The 17,953-nt window shown below is 72.0% G+C and carries 18 protein-coding genes; 9 read left to right on the top strand and 9 right to left on the bottom strand.

Features of this window, described 5'->3' with window-relative positions:
- The first annotated feature begins 310 nt into the window (after window positions 1–310).
- Both ACIF9R_RS04935 and glpK read left to right on the top strand, forming a co-directional pair.
- Window positions 311–1,144, top strand: coding sequence for an MIP/aquaporin family protein (locus ACIF9R_RS04935; protein WP_399974438.1), 834 nt, complete (start codon window positions 311–313; stop codon window positions 1,142–1,144).
- A gap of 43 nt (window positions 1,145–1,187) precedes the next feature.
- Window positions 1,188–2,711 (top strand): glycerol kinase GlpK, encoded by a 1,524-nt coding sequence (gene glpK / locus ACIF9R_RS04930; RefSeq protein WP_399974435.1) that lies wholly within the window; start codon window positions 1,188–1,190, stop codon window positions 2,709–2,711.
- Window positions 2,712–2,751: 40 nt separating this feature from the next.
- Here glpK and ACIF9R_RS04925 read toward each other — a convergent pair whose 3' ends face one another.
- Window positions 2,752–2,943 carry a hypothetical protein gene (locus tag ACIF9R_RS04925; protein WP_055627909.1) on the bottom strand — a complete coding sequence of 64 codons (192 nt, stop codon included), beginning with the start codon at window positions 2,941–2,943 and terminating at the stop codon, window positions 2,752–2,754.
- Between the two features lie 215 nt (window positions 2,944–3,158).
- Between ACIF9R_RS04925 and ACIF9R_RS04920 the strand changes: the two genes are divergently transcribed.
- The 3 genes from ACIF9R_RS04920 (at window position 3,159) to ACIF9R_RS04910 (ending at window position 5,278) form a co-directional block, all read left to right on the top strand.
- Complete coding sequence (locus ACIF9R_RS04920) at window positions 3,159–4,298, top strand: glutathione-independent formaldehyde dehydrogenase (protein ID WP_399974433.1); 1,140 nt, start codon at window positions 3,159–3,161, stop codon at window positions 4,296–4,298.
- A 105-nt stretch (window positions 4,299–4,403) separates the two neighbouring features.
- Complete coding sequence (locus ACIF9R_RS04915) at window positions 4,404–4,817, top strand: RidA family protein (RefSeq protein ID WP_399974430.1); 414 nt, start codon at window positions 4,404–4,406, stop codon at window positions 4,815–4,817.
- Window positions 4,814–5,278, top strand: a complete 465-nt coding sequence (locus ACIF9R_RS04910) for a GNAT family N-acetyltransferase (RefSeq protein ID WP_399974426.1) — start codon at window positions 4,814–4,816, stop codon at window positions 5,276–5,278. Before ACIF9R_RS04915 ends, ACIF9R_RS04910 begins: the two co-directional genes overlap by 4 nt.
- 80 nt (window positions 5,279–5,358) lie before the next feature.
- Here the strand turns inward: ACIF9R_RS04910 and pip are convergent, their stop codons facing one another.
- Window positions 5,359–6,342 (bottom strand): prolyl aminopeptidase, encoded by a 984-nt coding sequence (gene pip / locus ACIF9R_RS04905; RefSeq protein WP_399974423.1) that lies wholly within the window; start codon window positions 6,340–6,342, stop codon window positions 5,359–5,361.
- 32 nt (window positions 6,343–6,374) lie between these two features.
- Window positions 6,375–7,118 carry a uracil-DNA glycosylase gene (locus ACIF9R_RS04900; protein WP_399974420.1) on the bottom strand — a complete coding sequence of 248 codons (744 nt, stop codon included), beginning with the start codon at window positions 7,116–7,118 and terminating at the stop codon, window positions 6,375–6,377.
- 76 nt (window positions 7,119–7,194) lie between these two features.
- Here ACIF9R_RS04900 and ACIF9R_RS04895 point away from each other — a divergent pair, with 76 nt between their 5' ends.
- Window positions 7,195–7,698, top strand: a complete 504-nt coding sequence (locus ACIF9R_RS04895; RefSeq protein WP_399974417.1) for an RNA-binding S4 domain-containing protein — start codon at window positions 7,195–7,197, stop codon at window positions 7,696–7,698.
- 447 nt (window positions 7,699–8,145) lie between these two features.
- On the opposite strand, the gene ACIF9R_RS04890 is transcribed toward ACIF9R_RS04895, so the two are convergent.
- Together ACIF9R_RS04890 and ACIF9R_RS04885 are read right to left on the bottom strand one after the other, a co-directional pair.
- On the bottom strand, window positions 8,146–8,619 hold the full coding sequence (locus ACIF9R_RS04890) for a DoxX family protein (protein ID WP_399974414.1): 474 nt from the start codon (window positions 8,617–8,619) through the stop codon (window positions 8,146–8,148).
- A gap of 93 nt (window positions 8,620–8,712) precedes the next feature.
- A complete protein-coding gene (locus tag ACIF9R_RS04885; protein ID WP_399974411.1) occupies window positions 8,713–9,399 on the bottom strand; it encodes a class I SAM-dependent methyltransferase in 687 nt (228 codons plus the stop codon).
- Between the two features lie 168 nt (window positions 9,400–9,567).
- Between ACIF9R_RS04885 and ACIF9R_RS04880 the strand changes: the two genes are divergently transcribed.
- Window positions 9,568–9,831, top strand: coding sequence for a DUF6343 family protein (locus ACIF9R_RS04880; RefSeq protein WP_399974408.1), 264 nt, complete (start codon window positions 9,568–9,570; stop codon window positions 9,829–9,831).
- Between the two features lie 22 nt (window positions 9,832–9,853).
- On the opposite strand, the gene ACIF9R_RS04875 is transcribed toward ACIF9R_RS04880, so the two are convergent.
- From ACIF9R_RS04875 to rpsA, 4 genes are all read right to left on the bottom strand, one after another.
- The gene (locus ACIF9R_RS04875) at window positions 9,854–10,234 is read right to left on the bottom strand and encodes a tetratricopeptide repeat protein (protein ID WP_399974406.1); all 381 of its coding nucleotides are present in this window, start codon (window positions 10,232–10,234) and stop codon (window positions 9,854–9,856) included.
- Between the two features lie 50 nt (window positions 10,235–10,284).
- Window positions 10,285–10,896 carry a dephospho-CoA kinase gene (gene coaE / locus ACIF9R_RS04870; RefSeq protein ID WP_399974404.1) on the bottom strand — a complete coding sequence of 204 codons (612 nt, stop codon included), beginning with the start codon at window positions 10,894–10,896 and terminating at the stop codon, window positions 10,285–10,287.
- Between the two features lie 94 nt (window positions 10,897–10,990).
- Window positions 10,991–11,929, bottom strand: coding sequence for a PAC2 family protein (locus ACIF9R_RS04865; protein WP_399974402.1), 939 nt, complete (start codon window positions 11,927–11,929; stop codon window positions 10,991–10,993).
- 249 nt (window positions 11,930–12,178) lie between these two features.
- The gene (rpsA, locus tag ACIF9R_RS04860) at window positions 12,179–13,681 is read right to left on the bottom strand and encodes a 30S ribosomal protein S1 (protein WP_399974399.1); all 1,503 of its coding nucleotides are present in this window, start codon (window positions 13,679–13,681) and stop codon (window positions 12,179–12,181) included.
- A 367-nt stretch (window positions 13,682–14,048) separates the two neighbouring features.
- Here rpsA and ACIF9R_RS04855 point away from each other — a divergent pair, with 367 nt between their 5' ends.
- Together ACIF9R_RS04855 and ACIF9R_RS04850 are read left to right on the top strand one after the other, a co-directional pair.
- Window positions 14,049–14,861 (top strand): class I SAM-dependent methyltransferase, encoded by an 813-nt coding sequence (locus tag ACIF9R_RS04855; protein WP_399974939.1) that lies wholly within the window; start codon window positions 14,049–14,051, stop codon window positions 14,859–14,861.
- A gap of 4 nt (window positions 14,862–14,865) precedes the next feature.
- Entirely contained in the window at window positions 14,866–17,952 is a 3,087-nt protein-coding gene (locus ACIF9R_RS04850) for an ATP-dependent helicase C-terminal domain-containing protein (RefSeq protein WP_399974396.1), read from the top strand.
- Window position 17,953 lies beyond the last annotated feature (1 nt).

Below are 17,953 nucleotides of genomic sequence, written 5' to 3'. Positions count from 1 at the left end.
CCGGGATCAGCGGTCGCGGGGCTCACCCTCGCGCTTCGCTCCACGCGGTCTGCCGGGCGGAGCGAACCCGGCGGACTCCGCCCACGCCCGCGGCACGGGGCCGGCCATGGGATCGGTCACGGCCTTCGCGTCCCGCGATTGGGCTGTTGGAAGGAATTACGCCGCCCCGCGCGCCCGAGCACCCGGTTCGATCTACGCTGCCGTGAGGGGGAGGAAAGGCCCACGCCATTCCTGCCGAGGAGATTCGATGGCTGAACGCGTTACAGCTCCACCGCGTCGTCGGGGTTATAAAGAAGGTCTCGGCGGTGAGATGCTGGCAGAATTCCTGGGAACATTCGTCCTGCTTCTCCTGGGCGCGGGATCGGTGGCTGTCGCCGTCGTCGGTCTGCCCGGTTCGGGGCGACAATTCGTGGAGTTCGGGCCGGCCAACTGGCTCATCATCGCATGGGGCTGGGGTCTCGCCGTCGTCTTCGGCGTCTATGTGGCAGGCGGCATCAGCGGCGCCCACATCAATCCCGCGGTGACCCTTGCCTTCGCCGTACGCAGGGACTTCCCCTGGCGCAAGGTCCTGCCGTACTGGCTGTCCCAGGTCGTCGGAGCCTTCGTCGGCGCCGCGCTCGTCTATGCCTGCTACCGGTGGGCCATCGACGCGGCCGACGCCAAAGCGGGACTCCCACGGGACGAATCGCTGGGTACGTACTCCATCTTCGCCACATTCCCCGCCGAATACTTCGGTGATTCCTGGTGGGGTCCTCTGCTCGACCAGATCGTGGGAACCGGAATTCTCCTGCTGCTCGTCTGCTCCCTCATCGACCTGCGCAACGTGGCTCCCCTGTCGAATCTCCACCCGTTCCTCATCGGCCTGGTGGTCGTGGCCATCGGTCTGACATTCGGCACCAATGCCGGATACGCCATCAATCCCGCACGAGATTTCGGGCCCCGGCTGTTCACGTATTTCGAGGGATGGGGCTCGATCGCCCTGCCGGGGTCATTCGGGTGGTTCAGCGGCTACTGGTGGATCCCCATTGCCGGCCCGCTGATCGGTGGGATCGCGGGCGTCCTCGTATACGACCTGATCATCAAGCCGGTGATCGATGCCAGGGCAGGGGCGCAGGAGGAGGGCCCGGCCACCGAGGAACCGTAGAAGATCCCCAGGCTCTGTCGTCACACCAGGAGAGGTGGCAGTGATGCCCGAATTCGTCGGCGCGGTGGACCAGGGGACCACCAGCACCCGCTTCATGATCTTCGACCACGCGGGAAACGAGGTGGCCAAGCACCAGCTCGAGCACCAGCAGATCCTGCCGCGGTCCGGCTGGGTCGAGCACGACCCGGTGGAGATCTGGGAGCGCACCAACACGGTGATCCAGAACGCCCTGCGCGACGGGGGCCTGTCGGCCACCGATCTGCGGACCATCGGCATCACCAACCAGCGTGAGACGACCGTGGTCTGGGACCCGCGCACCGGCCGCCCGTACTACAACGCGATCGTCTGGCAGGACACCCGCACCGACCGTATCGCCACCGCCCTCGAACGCGACGGCCACGGCGACGTCATCCGCCACAAGGCGGGGCTGCCGCCGGCCACGTACTTCTCCGGCGGCAAGATCAAGTGGCTGCTGGAGAACGTCGACGGGCTGCGCGAGGCCGCCGAGGCGGGCCACGCCCTGTTCGGCAACACCGATGCCTGGGTGCTGTGGAACCTCACCGGCGGGCCCAACGGCGGTGTGCACGCCACGGACGTGACCAACGCCAGCCGCACCATGCTCATGAACCTCGAGACCCTGGACTGGGACGACGAGCTGCTGGGCATCTTCGGCATCCCCCGCTCCATGCTGCCGGAGATCCACGCCTCGTCCGACGCCGAGGCGTACGGCCACGCCCGCACCTCCCGGCCGCTGAGCGCCGCCATCCCGATCACCGGGATGCTCGGTGACCAGCATGCCGCGACCGTGGGCCAGGTCTGCTTCTCCCCCGGTGAAGCCAAGAACACCTACGGCACCGGCAACTTCCTGGTGCTCAACACCGGCGAGGAGCTGGTGCGCTCCCGCAGCGGACTGCTGACGACGGTGGCGTACCAGTTCGCGGGCAGCCCCGCGATCTACGCCCTGGAGGGCTCCATCGCCGTCACCGGCGCGGCCGTGCAGTGGCTGCGCGACCAGCTGAAGATCATCGGGAGTGCGCCGGACAGCGAGCAGCTGGCGCGCACGGTGGAGGACAACGGCGGAATGTACTTCGTGCCGGCCTTCTCCGGTCTGTTCGCGCCCTACTGGCGGTCCGACGCCCGCGGCGCCATGGTGGGCCTGGCCCGGTACAACACCGGGGGCCACATCGCGCGGGCCACGCTGGAGGCGATCTGCTACCAGAGCCGTGATGTGGTCGAGGCCATGGAGCAGGACTCGGGCGTGCATCTGGACGTGCTCAAGGTCGACGGCGGCGTCACCGCGAACGACCTGTGCATGCAGATCCAGGCCGATGTGCTGGGCGTACCGGTCAGCCGTCCCGTGGTCGCCGAGACCACCGCGCTGGGCGCCGCCTACGCCGCCGGGCTCGCCGTCGGCTTCTGGCGGGACACCGACGAACTGCGCACTCACTGGCAGGAGTCGAAGCGCTGGACCCCCGAGTGGAGCGAGGAGCGGCGCCGGGAGGGCTACCAGGACTGGAAACGGGCGGTGGAGCGCACGCTGGACTGGGTCAAGGTCAGCGACGACTGAGCGACGACTGACGGGACGGTCAGCGGTCAGCGGTCAGCTGTCAGCGGTCGGCGATGTCCTCGCGGAGGCCGTCGGAGAACTCCCACCACGACAAGGGCAGCCAGTCGCCGTTCACGAAGCCGTCTACCGTCGCGCCGCGACCACGGACCGTCACCGTCGTGCCCGGCGGATAGGTGGTGCCGGACAGCCCGGGCACCGGGACAAGCAGGGTTCCCAGCCGCTGCGCCGCCATCTCGACCCCTCTCCGTTCTCGTCGGTTCGTGTCTGTACGCGTCCGCGCGTCTGACACGCGGGGGTGTGCGTCGTCCTCGCCGGACGACCTGTGTGCGGACATTACCGGCTTGCCCCGTCGGACAGACCGGAGAATCATGAGATATCGGTCACGCGGAACATCAGGGCGGGGCGCGCCACCGGACCCATGCATGCCATCGAGTGGAGGTCACAGCCATGAAGGCCGTCGTGTACAAGGGACCGTTCGAGGTCGCGGTCGAAGACGTCGACAATCCCACCATCCAGCATCCGAACGACGTGATCGTACGCGTCACCTCGACCGCGATATGCGGCTCGGACCTGCACATGTACGAGGGCCGTACCGCCGCCGAGCCCGGCATCACCTTCGGCCACGAGAACATGGGAACCATCGCGGAGGTCGGCTCGGGCGTCACCTCGCTCAAGGAGGGCGACCGTGTGGTCATGCCCTTCAACGTCGCCTGCGGTTTCTGCACCAACTGCGTGGAGGGGTTCACCGGTTACTGTCTGACCGTCAACCCCGGTTTCCCGGGCGGCGCCTACGGCTATGTGGCCATGGGCCCGTGGAAGGGCGGCCAGGCCGAGTACCTGCGCGTCCCCTACGCCGACTTCAACTGCCTGAAACTGCCGCCGGGAAAGGAACACGAGAACGACTTCATCCTGCTCGCCGACATCTTCCCGACGGGCTACCACGGCTGTGAACTCGCCCAGGTACGCCCCGGCGAGAGCGTCACGGTGTACGGCGCGGGCCCGGTCGGTCTCATGGCCGCCTACTCGGCGCTGCTGCGCGGCGCGAAGAAGGTGTTCGTCGTGGACCGGGTCCCCGAGCGGCTGCAGAAGGCCGAGGAGATCGGAGCGGTCCCGATCAACTTCGCCGAGGGCGACCCGGTCGAGCAGATCTACGAGCAGACCGAGGGCATGGGCACCGACAAGGGCGTCGACGCCGTCGGCTACCAGGCGTCGGCGGGCGGCACGGAAACGGACCGCGAGGAACCGGCGACGGTCCTGAACTCCCTGGTCCGCACGGTCCGGGCCACCGGGATGCTCGGCATTCCCGGGCTCTACGTCCCCTCCGACCCCGGAGCCCCCGACGAGCAGTCCAAGCAGGGCATGCTCCTCGTCGCGGTCGGCAAGCTCTTCGAGAAGGGCCTGAAGCTGGGCACGGGGCAGTGCAACGTGAAGCGCTACAACCGGCAGCTGCGCGACATGATCATCGAGGGGCGGGCCACACCCAGCTTCGTCGTCTCCCACGAACTGCCCCTGGACCAGGCCCCGTCGGCCTACGACAAGTTCGACAAGCGGATCGAGGGCTACACGAAGGTGGTACTGCACCCGTAGCACCGCCGCACAGGGCACCGCGGACGCGGACGTAATTCGGATGCGGGCGCGTTCCGCGCGGTGGACGATCGACGGCGTCGATCGTCCACCGCTTCAGGAGCCCTCGTGATCCAGCGCGTCACCGTGCCCTCGCTCTTCGCACCGCCCGCCTACTCCCACGCCTCCGTCGTCGAGGCCGGCACCAGGCTGGCGTTCCTCGCCGGTTCCGTCCCCCTGGACGCGGACGGGGAGCTGGTCGGCGAGGGGGATCCGGTGCGGCAGGCCCGGCAGGTGATCGCCAACCTCGAGGAACAGCTGCGGGCGGTGGGCAGCGGCCCGGAGCACGTCGTCACGACGGACGTGTACGTCGTGAGCGGTGAGCCCACCGTGCTCCACTCCGTCTGGGACGTCGTCGAGGCGTCCGGGCTGAGCGCGGGGCCCCACTCGTCGACCCTGATCGGGGTGGCGTGCCTCGGATACACCGGGCAGCTCGTGGAGATCACGGCGACGGCGGTCGTACCGGACCCGTCCGGCTCATGACGGCCGACGAGCGGGCGGTGGTCCTGCGCCGGGCCGTCGCCTCCGACGCCGGGGACGCGGCCGATGTCTGGCTCCGCTCCTTCGCCGCCGCGCTGCCGGGCGTGGTCCGGCCCCGGTCCGACGACGAGGTCCGGGAGTACTTCCGGCACGTTCTGGTACCCCTGCGGGAGACATGGGTGGCGGAGGCCGCGGGTGAGGGTGTCGTCGGTGTGCTGGTGCTGGCGGGTGAGGAGCTGGAGCAGCTGTACCTCGCCCCGGGGTGGCGCGGCCGTGGGGTCGGTGACCGGTTCCTCGCCCTGGCGAAGAAACGCAGCCCTGGCGGGCTGTTCCTGTGGACTTTCGAGGTCAACGCGCCCGCGCACCGCTTCTACGAGCGGCACGGCTTCACTGCCGTGGAGCGCACGGACGGCTCGGGCAACGAGGAGCGGGAGCCGGACGTGCGGTACGTGTGGCGGCCGTAGGACCTCTCGCCAGCGGTGAGGCGTCAGGTGTGCGGGGACGGACGCTTGGTGGGGGGAGGACGTCAGGTGGGGGGAGGACGTCAGGTGCGGGAGCGGGCGTACCGGTCCGTCGCCGCCACCAGCGCCGCGTCGCCGACCGCACCCGCGTCGTGGCCGGCCTCGTCCACGATCACCAGCTCGCTGTCCGGCCAGGCGTGGTGCAGCCGCCAGACGATGCCGAGAAGGTTGCCGAAGTCGAGGCTGCCCTGGACCAGCGTGCCGGGAACGCCCTTCAGGAGATGCGCGTCGCGCAGGACGACACCCTCGTCGGCGCCCTCCCGTGCGTCCTTTCCCTCGCCGAGGAAGTGGTCGTTGCCCCAGTAGTGGGTGACGGTACGGGCGAAGCCCAGACGGAACTCCGGGTCCCGGAAGCGTTCGACCGAACCGGGCGGGGCGGGGATGATCGCCGTCTCCCAGTCGGTCCAGGCCCGCGCGGCGCGTTCCCTGACCTCCGGGTCGGGCGACTCCAGCAGCCTGTTGTACGCCGCCGCCGGATTGCCGTCGCGTGCGTCGGCGGGCAGGGCGGCGAGGAACCGTTTGTGGGGCCCGGGGAAGATCGCCCCCAGCCCTCGGGTCAGCAGGGCCACTTCGGCGTTCGAACCCGTGGCGACGCCGGTGAGGACGAGTTCGGACACGATCCCCGGGTGGGTCTGCGCGTACCGGAGTCCCAGGACCGATCCCCACGACACGCCCCAGACGAGCCACCGCTCGATCCCCAGGTGGACACGCAGCAGTTCGAGGTCCGCCATGAGGTGGGCCGTCGTGTTGACGCTCATGTCGGTGGCGGGGTCGCTCGCCGGGGGCAGCGACCGTCCGGCGCCGCGCTGGTCGAGCATGACGATCCGATAGGCGGCCGGGTCGAAGTAGCGCCGGAGATTCGGACCGGCCGCGGAGCCGGGGCCACCGTGCAGCACCAGCGCGGGCTTGCCCCGCGGGTTCCCGCTGGTCTCCCAGTACACGCGGTTGCCGTCACCGACGTCGAGCATGCCGCGGTCGTACGGTTCGATCTCCGGGTATCTGCTCATCGGAGCACCGTAGCCCCATGGGCCGGGCCCGCTCATCCCCTTTGCGATGTGCCCGGTCCCGTTTCCGACGTGCCGAGTCCCGCCGCGGCCGCCGCCGTGCGCAGGGCCTCCCTGAGCATCGCGGGGGTGAGCCGGCCGGTGAAGGTGTTGCGTTGGCTGACGTGGAAGCAGCCGAGGAGGTGCAGAGCGGGGCCGTCGGGGGCGTCCAGAACGGTGTGGGCGCCGTGCGCGAAGGCCGGCCTGGGCCGGGGTACGGTCCAGCCCGCCTCGGCGAACGCGGGCAGCGCCGCCTGCCAGCCGAAGGCACCGAGGACGAGTGCGGCCCGGACCGTCGGCCGCAGCAGGTGCAGCTCCCGCACCAGCCAGGGCCGGCAGGTGTCCCGCTCCTCGGGGGTGGGCTTGTTGACGGGCGGGGCGCAGTGCACGGGCGAGGTGACGCGCACGCCGTACAGCTCCAGTCCGTCGTCGAGGTGGGTGGAGCTCGGCTGCGAGGCCAGCCCCACGTCGTACAGCGCCCGGTACAGCACGTCCCCGGAACGGTCGCCGGTGAACATCCGCCCCGTACGGTTCCCACCGTGTGCCGCGGGCGCCAGCCCGACGATCAGCAGCCGGGCGTCCGGCGGCCCGAAGCCGGGCACCGGCCTGCCCCAGTACGTCCAGTCCGCGAACGCGGCCCGTTTGGTACGGGCGACCTCCTCACGCCAGTCGACCAGCCGGGGGCAGGCACGGCAGCCGACGACGCGCTGATCGAGACGGGAGAGGCCGCTGGGGTCCATGGCTCCACGGTAGGCGCCGGCCCGGCCGGAGAAATGCCCGCGTCACCGGTCGGCTCCGGAGACTAAAGTCGGCACCATGGCTTCCGAGAGTGACGAGGACCCCAGGACCGCCGCTGCCGTGGCGGCCGCCGAGGCGGCCGGACCGGGGAGCGGTGGATCCGTGCGGATCGACAGCTGGATCTGGTCGGTACGGCTGGTCAAGACGCGGTCTCTCGGTGCCGCCGCCTGCCGGGGCGGACATGTCCGGGTGAACGGCGAGCGGGTGAAGCCCTCACACTCCGTCCGCGTCGGTGACGAGGTGCGGCTGCGGGCCGAGACCCGCGAGCGGATCGTCGTCGTCAAGCGGCTGATCCGCAAGCGGGTCGGCGCTCCGGTGGCCGTCCAGTGCTACGTCGACAACTCCCCGCCGCCCCCGCCCCGCGATGCGATCGCCCCGGCCGGAATCCGCGACCGGGGCACCGGCCGCCCGACCAAGCGCGACCGTCGCGAGATGGAACGCCTGCGCGGGCTGGGCGGACCGCTCGCTTCCGGCGGCCCCGCGGAGCCCGGCGGCCGCCGCGGCAGCGGTGGGCCGGCCTGACGCGTCGGACCCGATGGCCTGGGCGCCGGACGCTCGGTGATGCCGGGGCCTGTGGCGGAAGCGGTGGCCGGCGTGCGGGCGACAGGACCGGTGGTCGCCGGACGGCCGGTGGCCATGGCGGGACATCTTCGGCGGGACCACCGACGGTGGCAGCGCCTCGGCCGGGCCGCCACCGGTGACCGCGGGCCCCGCGGCGGACGACTCGGCACCCTGGGCCGCGCGCGACCGGACGGTCTCCGGCGGAACCAGGGATCGTGGCCGCGCCACTGACGAGGGCGGGCCGGGCCCGACCGTCCGGGCCCGGCCGTCCGGGGGCCGACCGCAGGTTCCGCGGCGGACCACGTGCTGACCCATCGGGCGCCACCGGACGGTGCCGGGGTAGTCCCCTCCGTCGCACGGCCGTGGCCGGACGGTGTCGGCGAGGGCGCGTATCCGTCCCGCGGGACCTCAGCTTCGGTGGCGCAGCCGCCGCAGCAGCTCCGTGTTCCGGTCCCGGCGGGCCCAGGCGATGAGGACGAGCGGCACGATCAGGATGACCGGTGTCGCCGCGTTCTCACCGTCGAACACCGTGATCTGCGTGACGAACGCGCCCACCATCAGCGCGGCGAGCCCCGTCGCCGCCGCCGACTGGAGCACCGGCACCAACAGGCCTATCGCTCCCGCGAGTTCGAGCACGCCGATGGCGTACATCCCCGTACTGCCCCAGCCCATCTCGTCGAAGGTCCCGACCGCCGAGGAGTGAGCGATCAGCTTGGGCAGCGCGCTGGCGACGGCGTAGAACAGGGCGAGCAGTATCCGCAGTCCGCGCAGGGCGACACGGGCACGCCGTCTGTGGGCGGACGCGGACTCGGACGCGGACGCGGCGACGGTCCGGGGAGAGGAAGCGGCGGCGGGCGGGGCGGGAGCGGTGGTCTCGGGCACGGGAGTCTCCTGGGGGATACGGTCCGTTCGCTGTCACAGGGGCAGACCGCTCGCCGCCCGTGAACTCATCGCTGCCCAAGGCGTTTTCCGCGCTCAGTTCCCGGCCGTCGGCACCACCCTCACCCATGTCCCGTCCGCCGTCAGATACCGGTCCACCCTCAGCCCCTCCTCCTCCAGTGCCTCCTCGAACTGCTGCGGGGTCAGGGGCCGGGCGCGGAACGTCTGTGTCCAGACCGCGTCCGGGAACACATACTCCGCGCGCACCGAGTCGGCCCCGTCGCCCACCGGCTCCGCCGACACGATCCGCAGGGTGCAGCCGGCCGGGTCGACCCGCTCGCGCGGCACGTCGGTGTGGTAGTCCTCGCCCTCCCGCTGGATCAGCACGCAGCCGCCCTCTGCCAGGTGCCGCGCACAGGTGCGCAGCAGGCCCCGCCGCACCTCGACGTCCCCCGCGTGCACCAGGAAGGACGCCAGCAGCACCACGTCGAACGTCTCACCGACGTCGAGGTCCTCTATGCGGCTGCGTATCGTCCGCGCCCCGCGCACGCGCTCCAGCATCTCCGCGGACTCGTCCACCGCGGTGACGTCGAATCCTCGCTCCAGCAGCGCGTGGGTCATCCGTCCCACGCCGCTGCCCAGCTCCAGCACCCGCGCTCCCGCCGGCACCGCGGCGGCGACGATGTCCGGCTCGTCCCCGACGGGGAGCCGGGAGTAAAGCTCCACCGCGCAGCCGTCCGGGGTGATCGCCCCGGGGCCCGTCCCCTCGTACCCGTCACGCATGCGCAGTTCCATGTCCGTCCAACGGACGACGTCCGCACGCCCGTTCCTACCCGCCGCAGGTTCACCCGTCCGAGTGAGTACCGGCCTTGTGCGCGAGGTGAACCGGGCCGATCCGGGCACTCGGACGGGGAGAACCGCGGCTCGCGGGCGGCATGGGTGGTGAGGACGATGCGTACGGGCAGTGAACCGGCGACCGCCCGCAGTGCGCTGCGGATGCGGTTCTGGCTGAGCATCTGGGGTGTGGTCTGGACGGTGGCCGGGACCGTGGCGTTCGCGCTCGCGGGACACCCCGGCTGGGCGGTGGCGTGCGGGGCGCTGTGGCTGCTCGTCACGGTCGACCTGATCGTCGTCGTCCGGCACATCCGTCAGGGGCCGCACTACCAGCCGGGCCCGGACGTCCCCCCGTACGAGCCGCCGAGGCCGCGGCCGTAGCGGCGGACCGTGCGCGCCGCCGTCACGCGTCGAAGCGGGCCGCCTTCAGGTACTCCGGGTTCGGGTCCAGGGCGGCCGCCAGCCGGAAGTGCCTCCTGGCCGGATGCGGACGGTTCTGCCGCTGATAGGTGCGGGCGAGCGCGAAGTGGGCGAAGGCGTTGTCCGGCTCGCGCTCCAGCACCAGGGAGAACTCCAGTTCGGCGGGCCGTAGCTGGGCCGCCGCGAAGAAGGCACGGGCACGCAGCAGCCGCGCGGCGGTGTTCTCCGGATGGACGTCGATCACGCCGTCCAGAAGCTTCACCGCGCCCTGCGGATCCCGGGAGGCGAGCAGTCGCTCGGCGGCACGGAAGTCGATGACATGGGTCTCCGGCGTACGTCCGGTCGGACCACTGATCTCGGGCACGGCGGAATCCTTCCCTTGCTCGACGGTGTGAACCACCCGCTGGAAGCCCTCTATTCCGGGCGGGGCGCCCGCGCCCGGCGGACCAGCTCGGCCCCGATGTCCTTGACGCGTCGTTCCAGCTCGCCGAGGGGTACGTCGTTGTCTATGACGATGTCGGCGATCGCCCGGCGCTGCTCGCGGGTCGCCTGGGCGGCCATCCGCGCGCGGGCGTCCTCCTCCGTCATGCCGCGCCGGCCCACGAGCCGGTCGAGCTGGGTCTCGGGGCTCGCGTCGACGACGATCACGAGATCGTAGAGGGGCGCGAGGCCGTTCTCGGTGAGCAGCGGGACGTCGTGGACGACGACGGCGTCCTCGGCGGCGGCCTCCTCCAGTTCGCGGGAGCGGGCGCCGACCAGGGGGTGGACGATCGAGTTGAGGACCGCCAGCTTCTCCGGGTCGGTGAAGACGATCGAGCCCAGTCGGGGCCGGTCGAGGGTGCCGTCCGCCGCCAGGACCTCCTCGCCGAAGGCGTCCACGACCGCGGCGAGACCCGGCGTGCCCGGTTCGACGACCTCACGGGCGATGCGGTCCGCGTCGATCAGTACGGCCCCGCACTCGGCGAGCAGCCGCGCCACCTCACTCTTGCCGGCCCCGATACCGCCGGTCAGACCCACTGTCAGCATGCACAGCAGCCTAGGGCCTGTCCGGCGGCAACCGTCGGGGAGGGCGTCGACGTGACACCGGCGACCGAGGACGGCGCCGGAAAGGCCGACGACGTCAGTGGTCGCCTTCCCGCTCCGCCAGGAAGCGCTCGAACTCGCGGCCGATCTCGTCCGCCGACGGGATCTCCGCCGGCTCGGCCAGCATGTTGCCCCGGGTCTCCGCGCCCGCTGCGGCGTCGTACTGGTGCTCGAGGCCCTGGACGAGGGCGGTGAGTTCGTCGTCGCCCTCCCGGATCTGGCGGTCGATCTCGGTCTGGGTGCGGTGCGCGTCGGTGCGCAGGGAGTGCGCGACCCCGGGCAGGACCAGGCCGGTGGCGGCCGTGACCGTCTCCAGGGCGGTCAGCGCCGCGTCCGGATAAGGGGAACGGGCGATGTAGTGCGGCACGTGCGCGGCGACCCCCAGGACGTCGTGTCCGGCCTGCATGAGCCGGTACTCGACCAGCGCCTCGGCGCTGCCGGGCACCTGCGCCTCGTCGAAGACGCTGCTGGTCACCGGGACGAGGTCGGTACGGTTGCCGTGCGGGGTGATACCGACGGGGCGGGTGTGCGGGACGCCCATGGGGATGCCGTGGAAGTTCACCGACAGGCGGACGCCCAGCCGCTCCACGATCTGCTGGACGGCCGCGGCGAAGCGCTCCCATTCGACGTCCGGCTCGGGACCGGACAGCAGCAGGAAGGGCGCCCCGGTGGCGTCCTGGACCAGACGCACCTCCAGCGCGGGCACCTCGTAGTCGGTCCAGCGGTCGCGGGTGAAGGTCAGCAGCGGGCGCCTGGCGCGGTAGTCGACGAGTCGGTCGTGGTCGAAGCGTGCGACGACCTGGTGGGGCAGCGAGCCGAGCAGCCGGTCGACGATCTGGTCCCCGGTCTCCCCCGCGTCGATGTATCCGTCGAAGTGGTAGAGCATGACAAGTCCGGCCGACTCCTGGGCCAGCGCCATGTCGACGACGCCGAGCCCCTTCGGCTCCCATGCGTACAAACCCTGCGGATCAAGCACAGTGACCGCTCCTCCTCGTGTCCCTAGACCACAACGTGGCCGCCGACACCGGAATTCCCGGGCACGAGCCCATCAGGGGCAACTTCTCGTTCAAGGGCGAGGGAACTCCCCCAGGGGCGCGGGGAACTGCGCGACAGGACCTCACCGGCTCGCAGCCGGTCCGCACGCCCGGAACCGGGACGGCACTGAGGGGCCGCACCTCGAAAGGTACGGCCCCTCAGTCAACGGCTAGGCCTCAGCGGAGAGCGTTCAGCTCTGCCCGCCCGCCAGCTTCTCGCGCAGCGCGGCCAGCGCCTCGTCCGAAGCCAGCGCGCCGGACTGGTCGCCGCCCTCGGAGGAGTACGAACCGCCACCACCGGACGCGGCCGGAGCCGCACCCGCGGTGTCGCCACCCTCGGCAGCGGCCTTCTCGTCCGCCTCGCGGGACTTGATGACCTGCGCCTGGTGCTGCTCGAAGCGGGACTGCGCCTCGGCGTACTGGGTCTCCCACGCCTCGCGCTGGGTCTCGTAGCCCTCGAGCCAGTCGTTGGTCTCGGGGTCGAAGCCCTCGGGGTAGATGTAGTTGCCCTGGTCGTCGTAGGACGCGGCCATGCCGTACAGGGTCGGGTCGAACTCGACCGCCGACGGGTCGGCACCGAAGGCCTCGTTGGCCTGCTTCAGCGAGAGGCTGATGCGACGGCGCTCGAGGTCGATGTCGATGACCTTGACGAAGATCTCGTCGTTGACCTGGACAACCTGCTCCGGGATCTCCACGTGGCGCTCGGCCAGCTCGGAGATGTGGACCAGACCCTCGATGCCCTCGTCCACGCGGACGAACGCACCGAACGGAACCAGCTTCGTGACCTTGCCGGGCACGACCTGGCCGATCTGGTGGGTGCGGGCGAACTGCTGCCACGGGTCTTCCTGGGTCGCCTTCAGCGACAGGGAGACGCGCTCGCGGTCCATGTCGACGTCGAGGACCTCGACCGTGACCTCCTGGCCGACCTCGACGACCTCGGAGGGGTGGTCGATGTGCTTCCAGGACAGCTCGGAGACGTGGACCAGACCGTCGACGCCACCCAGGTCCACGAAGGCACCGAAGTTGACGATCGAGGAGACGACGCCGGAACGGACCTGACCCTTCTGCAGGGTGGTGAGGAACGTCTGGCGGACCTCGGACTGGGTCTGCTCCAGCCAGGCACGGCGGGACAGGACCACGTTGTTGCGGTTCTTGTCCAGCTCGATGATCTTCGCCTCGAGCTCCTTGCCCACGTAGGGCTGGAGGTCGCGGACACGGCGCATCTCGACCAGGGAGGCCGGGAGGAAGCCGCGGAGGCCGATGTCGAGGATGAGACCACCCTTGACGACCTCGATGACGGTACCGGTGACGATGCCGTCCTCTTCCTTGATCTTCTCGATGGTGCCCCAGGCACGCTCGTACTGGGCGCGCTTCTTCGAGAGGATCAGGCGGCCTTCCTTGTCCTCCTTCTGGAGAACAAGGGCCTCGATCTCGTCACCGACGGCGACGACCTCGTTGGGGTCGACGTCGTGCTTGATCGAGAGCTCGCGGCTCGGGATGACACCTTCGGTCTTGTAACCGATGTCGAGCAGGACCTCGTCCCGGTCGACCTTCACGATGACGCCGTCGACGATGTCGCCGTCGTTGAAGTACTTGATCGTCTCGTCGATCGCGGCGAGGAATGCTTCCTCGTTACCGATGTCGTTGACCGCAACCTGCGGGGTGGTGGCGGTGGTCTCGGTGCTGCTCGTCATGTGGGAAAGGGCTCCGGTACGGACATTGAAGTCGTAGGTACTGCTACGCCGGAGCCCGTTTCGCTCTGCAGAAGCCGGACAGCCAAGGAAGCGCCCCACCAGATACTGGCGACGACGCCTCGAGAACCGAGGGGACATACAACAGATGCGAGCGCAGCCTGCTACGTCTGAGGCGCGCAAGCTCGCAGCGCAACTTGTAGCATACGGGGGCAGCCGGGCAGGGTCAATGTGCGAAGCCGCCCACCCGGGGAGGATCGCCGCATAACCGGCACAAGTCCCATCATCCGAGGCCACGCAGGGGCTGTGAACCCGCCTCTGCGCGACACGCCGGAGTCCGGTTGGACGGAAGAGTACGACGAGGGAGCAGATCATCCAAGAGCCCGTAGCACCCGAACCGGAGGCGACCCGGCGGGAGGCCGACGTCGCGGAGAGCACACGCGCCAACCGGGGCTGGTGGGACCGCAACGCGGACGAGTACCAGACCGAGCACGGCACCTTCCTCGGCGACGACCGCTTCGTGTGGGGTCCCGAGGGTCTGGACGAGGTGGAGGCGGAGCTGCTCGGCCCGCCGGAGGAGCTGAAGGGACGGGACGTCCTGGAGCTGGGCGCCGGCGCGGCGCAGTGCTCGCGCTGGCTGGCCGCCCAGGGGGCGCGTCCGGTGGCCCTGGACATCTCGCACCGGCAGTTGCAGCACGCGCTGCGGATCGGCGGGCCGGTCCCGCTGGTGTGCGCCGACGCGGGCGCGCTGCCGTTCGCCGACGGCTCCTTCGACCTGGCCTGCTCGGCGTACGGGGCGCTGCCCTTCGTCGCCGATCCGCGGCTGGTGCTGGGCGAGGTGCGCCGGGTGCTGCGGCCCGGGGGCCGGCTGGTGTTCTCCGTGACGCATCCGATCCGCTGGGCGTTCCCCGACGAGCCGGGCCCGGAGGGACTGAGCGTCTCCGGGTCGTACTTCGACCGCACGCCGTACGTCGAGCAGGACGAGGACGGCCGCGCGGTGTACGTCGAGCACCACAGGACGCTCGGGGACCGGGTGCGTGATGTCGTCGCCTCCGGGTTCCGGCTGGTGGACCTGGTGGAGCCGGAGTGGCCGGCCTGGAACACCTCCGAGTGGGGTGGCTGGTCCCCGCTGCGCGGGAATCTGATCCCGGGGACGGCGATCTTCGTGTGCGTACGGGACTGAGTGCGTGATCCGTCACGACGCGCTGGACGCCCTTCCCGTACGCGAGGCCCTGCCGGGGCTGACCGACGCGCTCGACGCGCACGGCACCGCCGTGCTGGTGGCACCGCCCGGGACCGGTAAGACCACGCTGGTGCCCCTGGCGCTGGCGGGGCTGCTCGGCGCGGGCCCCGCGCGGCGGGTGGTGGTCGCCGAGCCGCGGCGGATCGCCGCCCGCGCGGCGGCACGGCGGATGGCGTGGCTGCTGGGTGAGCGGGTCGGCGAGTCGGTCGGTTTCACCGTGCGCGGGGAACGGGCGGTCGGTCGGCACACGCGCGTGGAGGTCGTCACGACCGGTGTGCTCGTGCAGCGGTTGCAGCACGACCAGGAGCTGGCCGGGGTGGACGTGGTGGTGCTCGACGAGTGCCACGAGCGGCATCTGGACGCGGACACGGCGGCGGCGTTCCTGTGGGACGTGCGCGAGACGCTCCGGCCGGAGCTGCGGCTGGTGGCCGCCTCGGCGACGACGGACGCGGAGGGCTGGGCGCGGTTGCTGGGCGGCGCGCCGGTGGTCGAGGCGCGCGGTGCCGCGTACCCGGTGGAGGTGGTCTGGGCGCCCCCCGTGCGTGCGGTACGGCCGCCGCACGGCATGCGGGTCGACCCGGTGCTGCTGACGCATGTGGCGTCGGTGGTGCGCAGGGCTCTGGCCGAGCGGGACGGGGACGTGCTGGCGTTCCTGCCCGGCGTGGGCGAGATCGCGCGGGTGGCCGGACAGCTCGCGGATCTGGCCGGCGTGGAGCTGCTCCAGGTGCACGGGCGGGCGCCGGCCGCCGTGCAGGACGCGGTACTGGCGCCCGGGGAGCGGCGCCGGGTGGTGCTGGCGACGTCGGTGGCGGAGTCGTCACTGACGGTTCCCGGGGTGCGGGTGGTCGTGGACGCGGGGCTCGCACGGGAGCCGCGGGTCGACCACGCGCGGGGGCTGAGCGCGCTGGCGACGGTGCGGGCCTCCCGCGCGGCGGGGCGGCAGCGGGCGGGGCGGGCCGGGCGTGAGGCACCGGGTGCGGTGTACCGCTGCTGGGCGGAGGCGGAGGACGCGCGGCTGCCGCGGTTCCCCTCCCCCGAGATCAAGGTGGCCGACCTGACGGCGTTCGCGCTCCAGGCGGCCTGCTGGGGCGATCCGGACGCCTCGGGGCTGGCGCTGCTGGATCCCCCGCCGGGCGGGGCGATGGCGGCGGCCCGCTCCGTCCTGACGGCGATCGGGGCGGTGGGCCCGGACGGGCGTGCCACGGAGCGCGGTACCCGGTTGTCGCGCCTGGGACTGCATCCCCGGCTGGGGCGGGCGCTGCTGGACGCGGCGCCGGTGGTCGGCGCGGGCCTCGCGGCCGAGGTGGTCGCCCTGATCGGCGAGGAGCCACCGCGCGGCTACGGCGACGACCTGGCCGGCGCGCTGCGCACCGCTCGGCACGGCGGCGACGCGTACGCCGCCCGCTGGCGCACAGAGGTCCGCCGGCTGCGCCGCCTCACCCCCGGGACCCCGGTCCGGCACCCCGCACCGGACTCCCCACCCGATCGACTGCCCGGAACCGGCACCCGTGCCACCCACGTGCCCCCGCCCACCGCGCCCGCGGCACCGGACTCCCCGCCACGCCCCCAGGACGGCGCCGGACCCGCGCCGGGCACGCTGTCCGGGACGGAGGGCGTCCCTCACACCCGGACCACCGTCCGGACACCGGACTCCTCCCCGCGTCCGGACGACGGTGCCAGGCCCGAGGCGGGCCCGCAGTCCGGGGCGGAGGGCGGAAGCCGCGGCCGGACGGCGACGCCGGCATCGGGCTCCCCGCCGCACCCCCGGCACCGCTCCGAGCCCGCCACGGCCCAGAACACCGAGGACTCGGAACGACCACCCGCACCGGGCGCCGCACCATGCCCGGAGGACGGCGCGGGACCCGTGGTGGCGGGCTCGCCTGCCGGGGCGGAGGGCCGCGGCCGGGTGACGGCCCCGGCACCGGGCTCCCCGTCACGCCCGCAGGACGGTGACCGGGCCGAAGCGGGTCCGCCGTCCGAGGAGGGCGTGGGGCAGGGGGCGGGGTTCTCGCCGGGGGTGTCGGGCTCGGCGGCCGGTGAGGGATTCGAGGTCGGTGGGGAGGACGGGCGGGTCGGGGTGGTGGTCGCGCTCGCGTTTCCCGAGCGGGTGGCCCGGGTGGACGGCGGGGCCTATCTGATGGTGTCCGGGACACGGGCCGAGGTGGGGGCGGGCTCCGTGTTGCGGGGTGCGGAGTGGCTCGCCGTCGCCGTGGCCGACCGGCCGGTGGGACGCGGGCACGCGCGTGTGGGGCTCGGGGCGGTCGTCGACGAGCGGATCGCGCGGCAGGCGGCCGGCGTGCTGCTGGAGCACCGTGAGGAGGTGCGCTGGGCCGACGGGGACGTCGTCGCGCGGCGGGTCGAGCGGCTCGGGGCGGTGGAGCTGGCCGTACGGCCGTACACCGGCGCGGACCCCTCACGCGTCCGGGCCGCCCTGCTGGACGGACTGCGGCAGGAAGGGTTCGGGCTGCTGCGGTGGCCCGCCGGCGCCGCCGTACTGCGGCAGCGTCTGGCCTTTCTGCGCGGCCGGCTCGGCGAGCCGTGGCCCGATGTGTCCGACGAGGCGCTCCACACGCGTGTGGAGGAGTGGCTGGAGCCGGAGCTGAGCCGGGCCCGGCGGCGCGCCGACCTCGCCAGGATCGACGCCGGGCAGGCACTGGGGCGGCTGCTCCCCTGGGCCTCCGGAGAGGCCGCGCGCCTCGACGAGCTCGCGCCCGAACGGATCACCGTGCCCAGTGGCTCCGCGATCCGGATCGACTACTCCGACCCGCTGCGGCCGGTGCTCGCGGTGAAGCTCCAGGAGATGTTCGGGCTCCAGGAGTCGCCCCGGGTGGCCGGGGTGCCGCTGCTGGTTCATCTGCTGTCCCCGGCCGGGCGGCCGGCGGCCGTGACCGCCGATCTCGCCTCCTTCTGGCGGGACGGCTACAAGGGCGTACGGGCCGAGCTGCGCGGGCGGTATCCCAAGCATCCGTGGCCGGAGGATCCGGCTGGCGCCGAGCCGACCCGGCACACCAACGCGCGGCTCAGGCGGTGAG

This window comes from Streptomyces sp. NPDC086080 (genome assembly GCF_044540255.1).
GTDB lineage: Bacteria > Actinomycetota > Actinomycetes > Streptomycetales > Streptomycetaceae > Streptomyces.
This window is presented reverse-complemented; position numbering and strand designations above follow the sequence as displayed.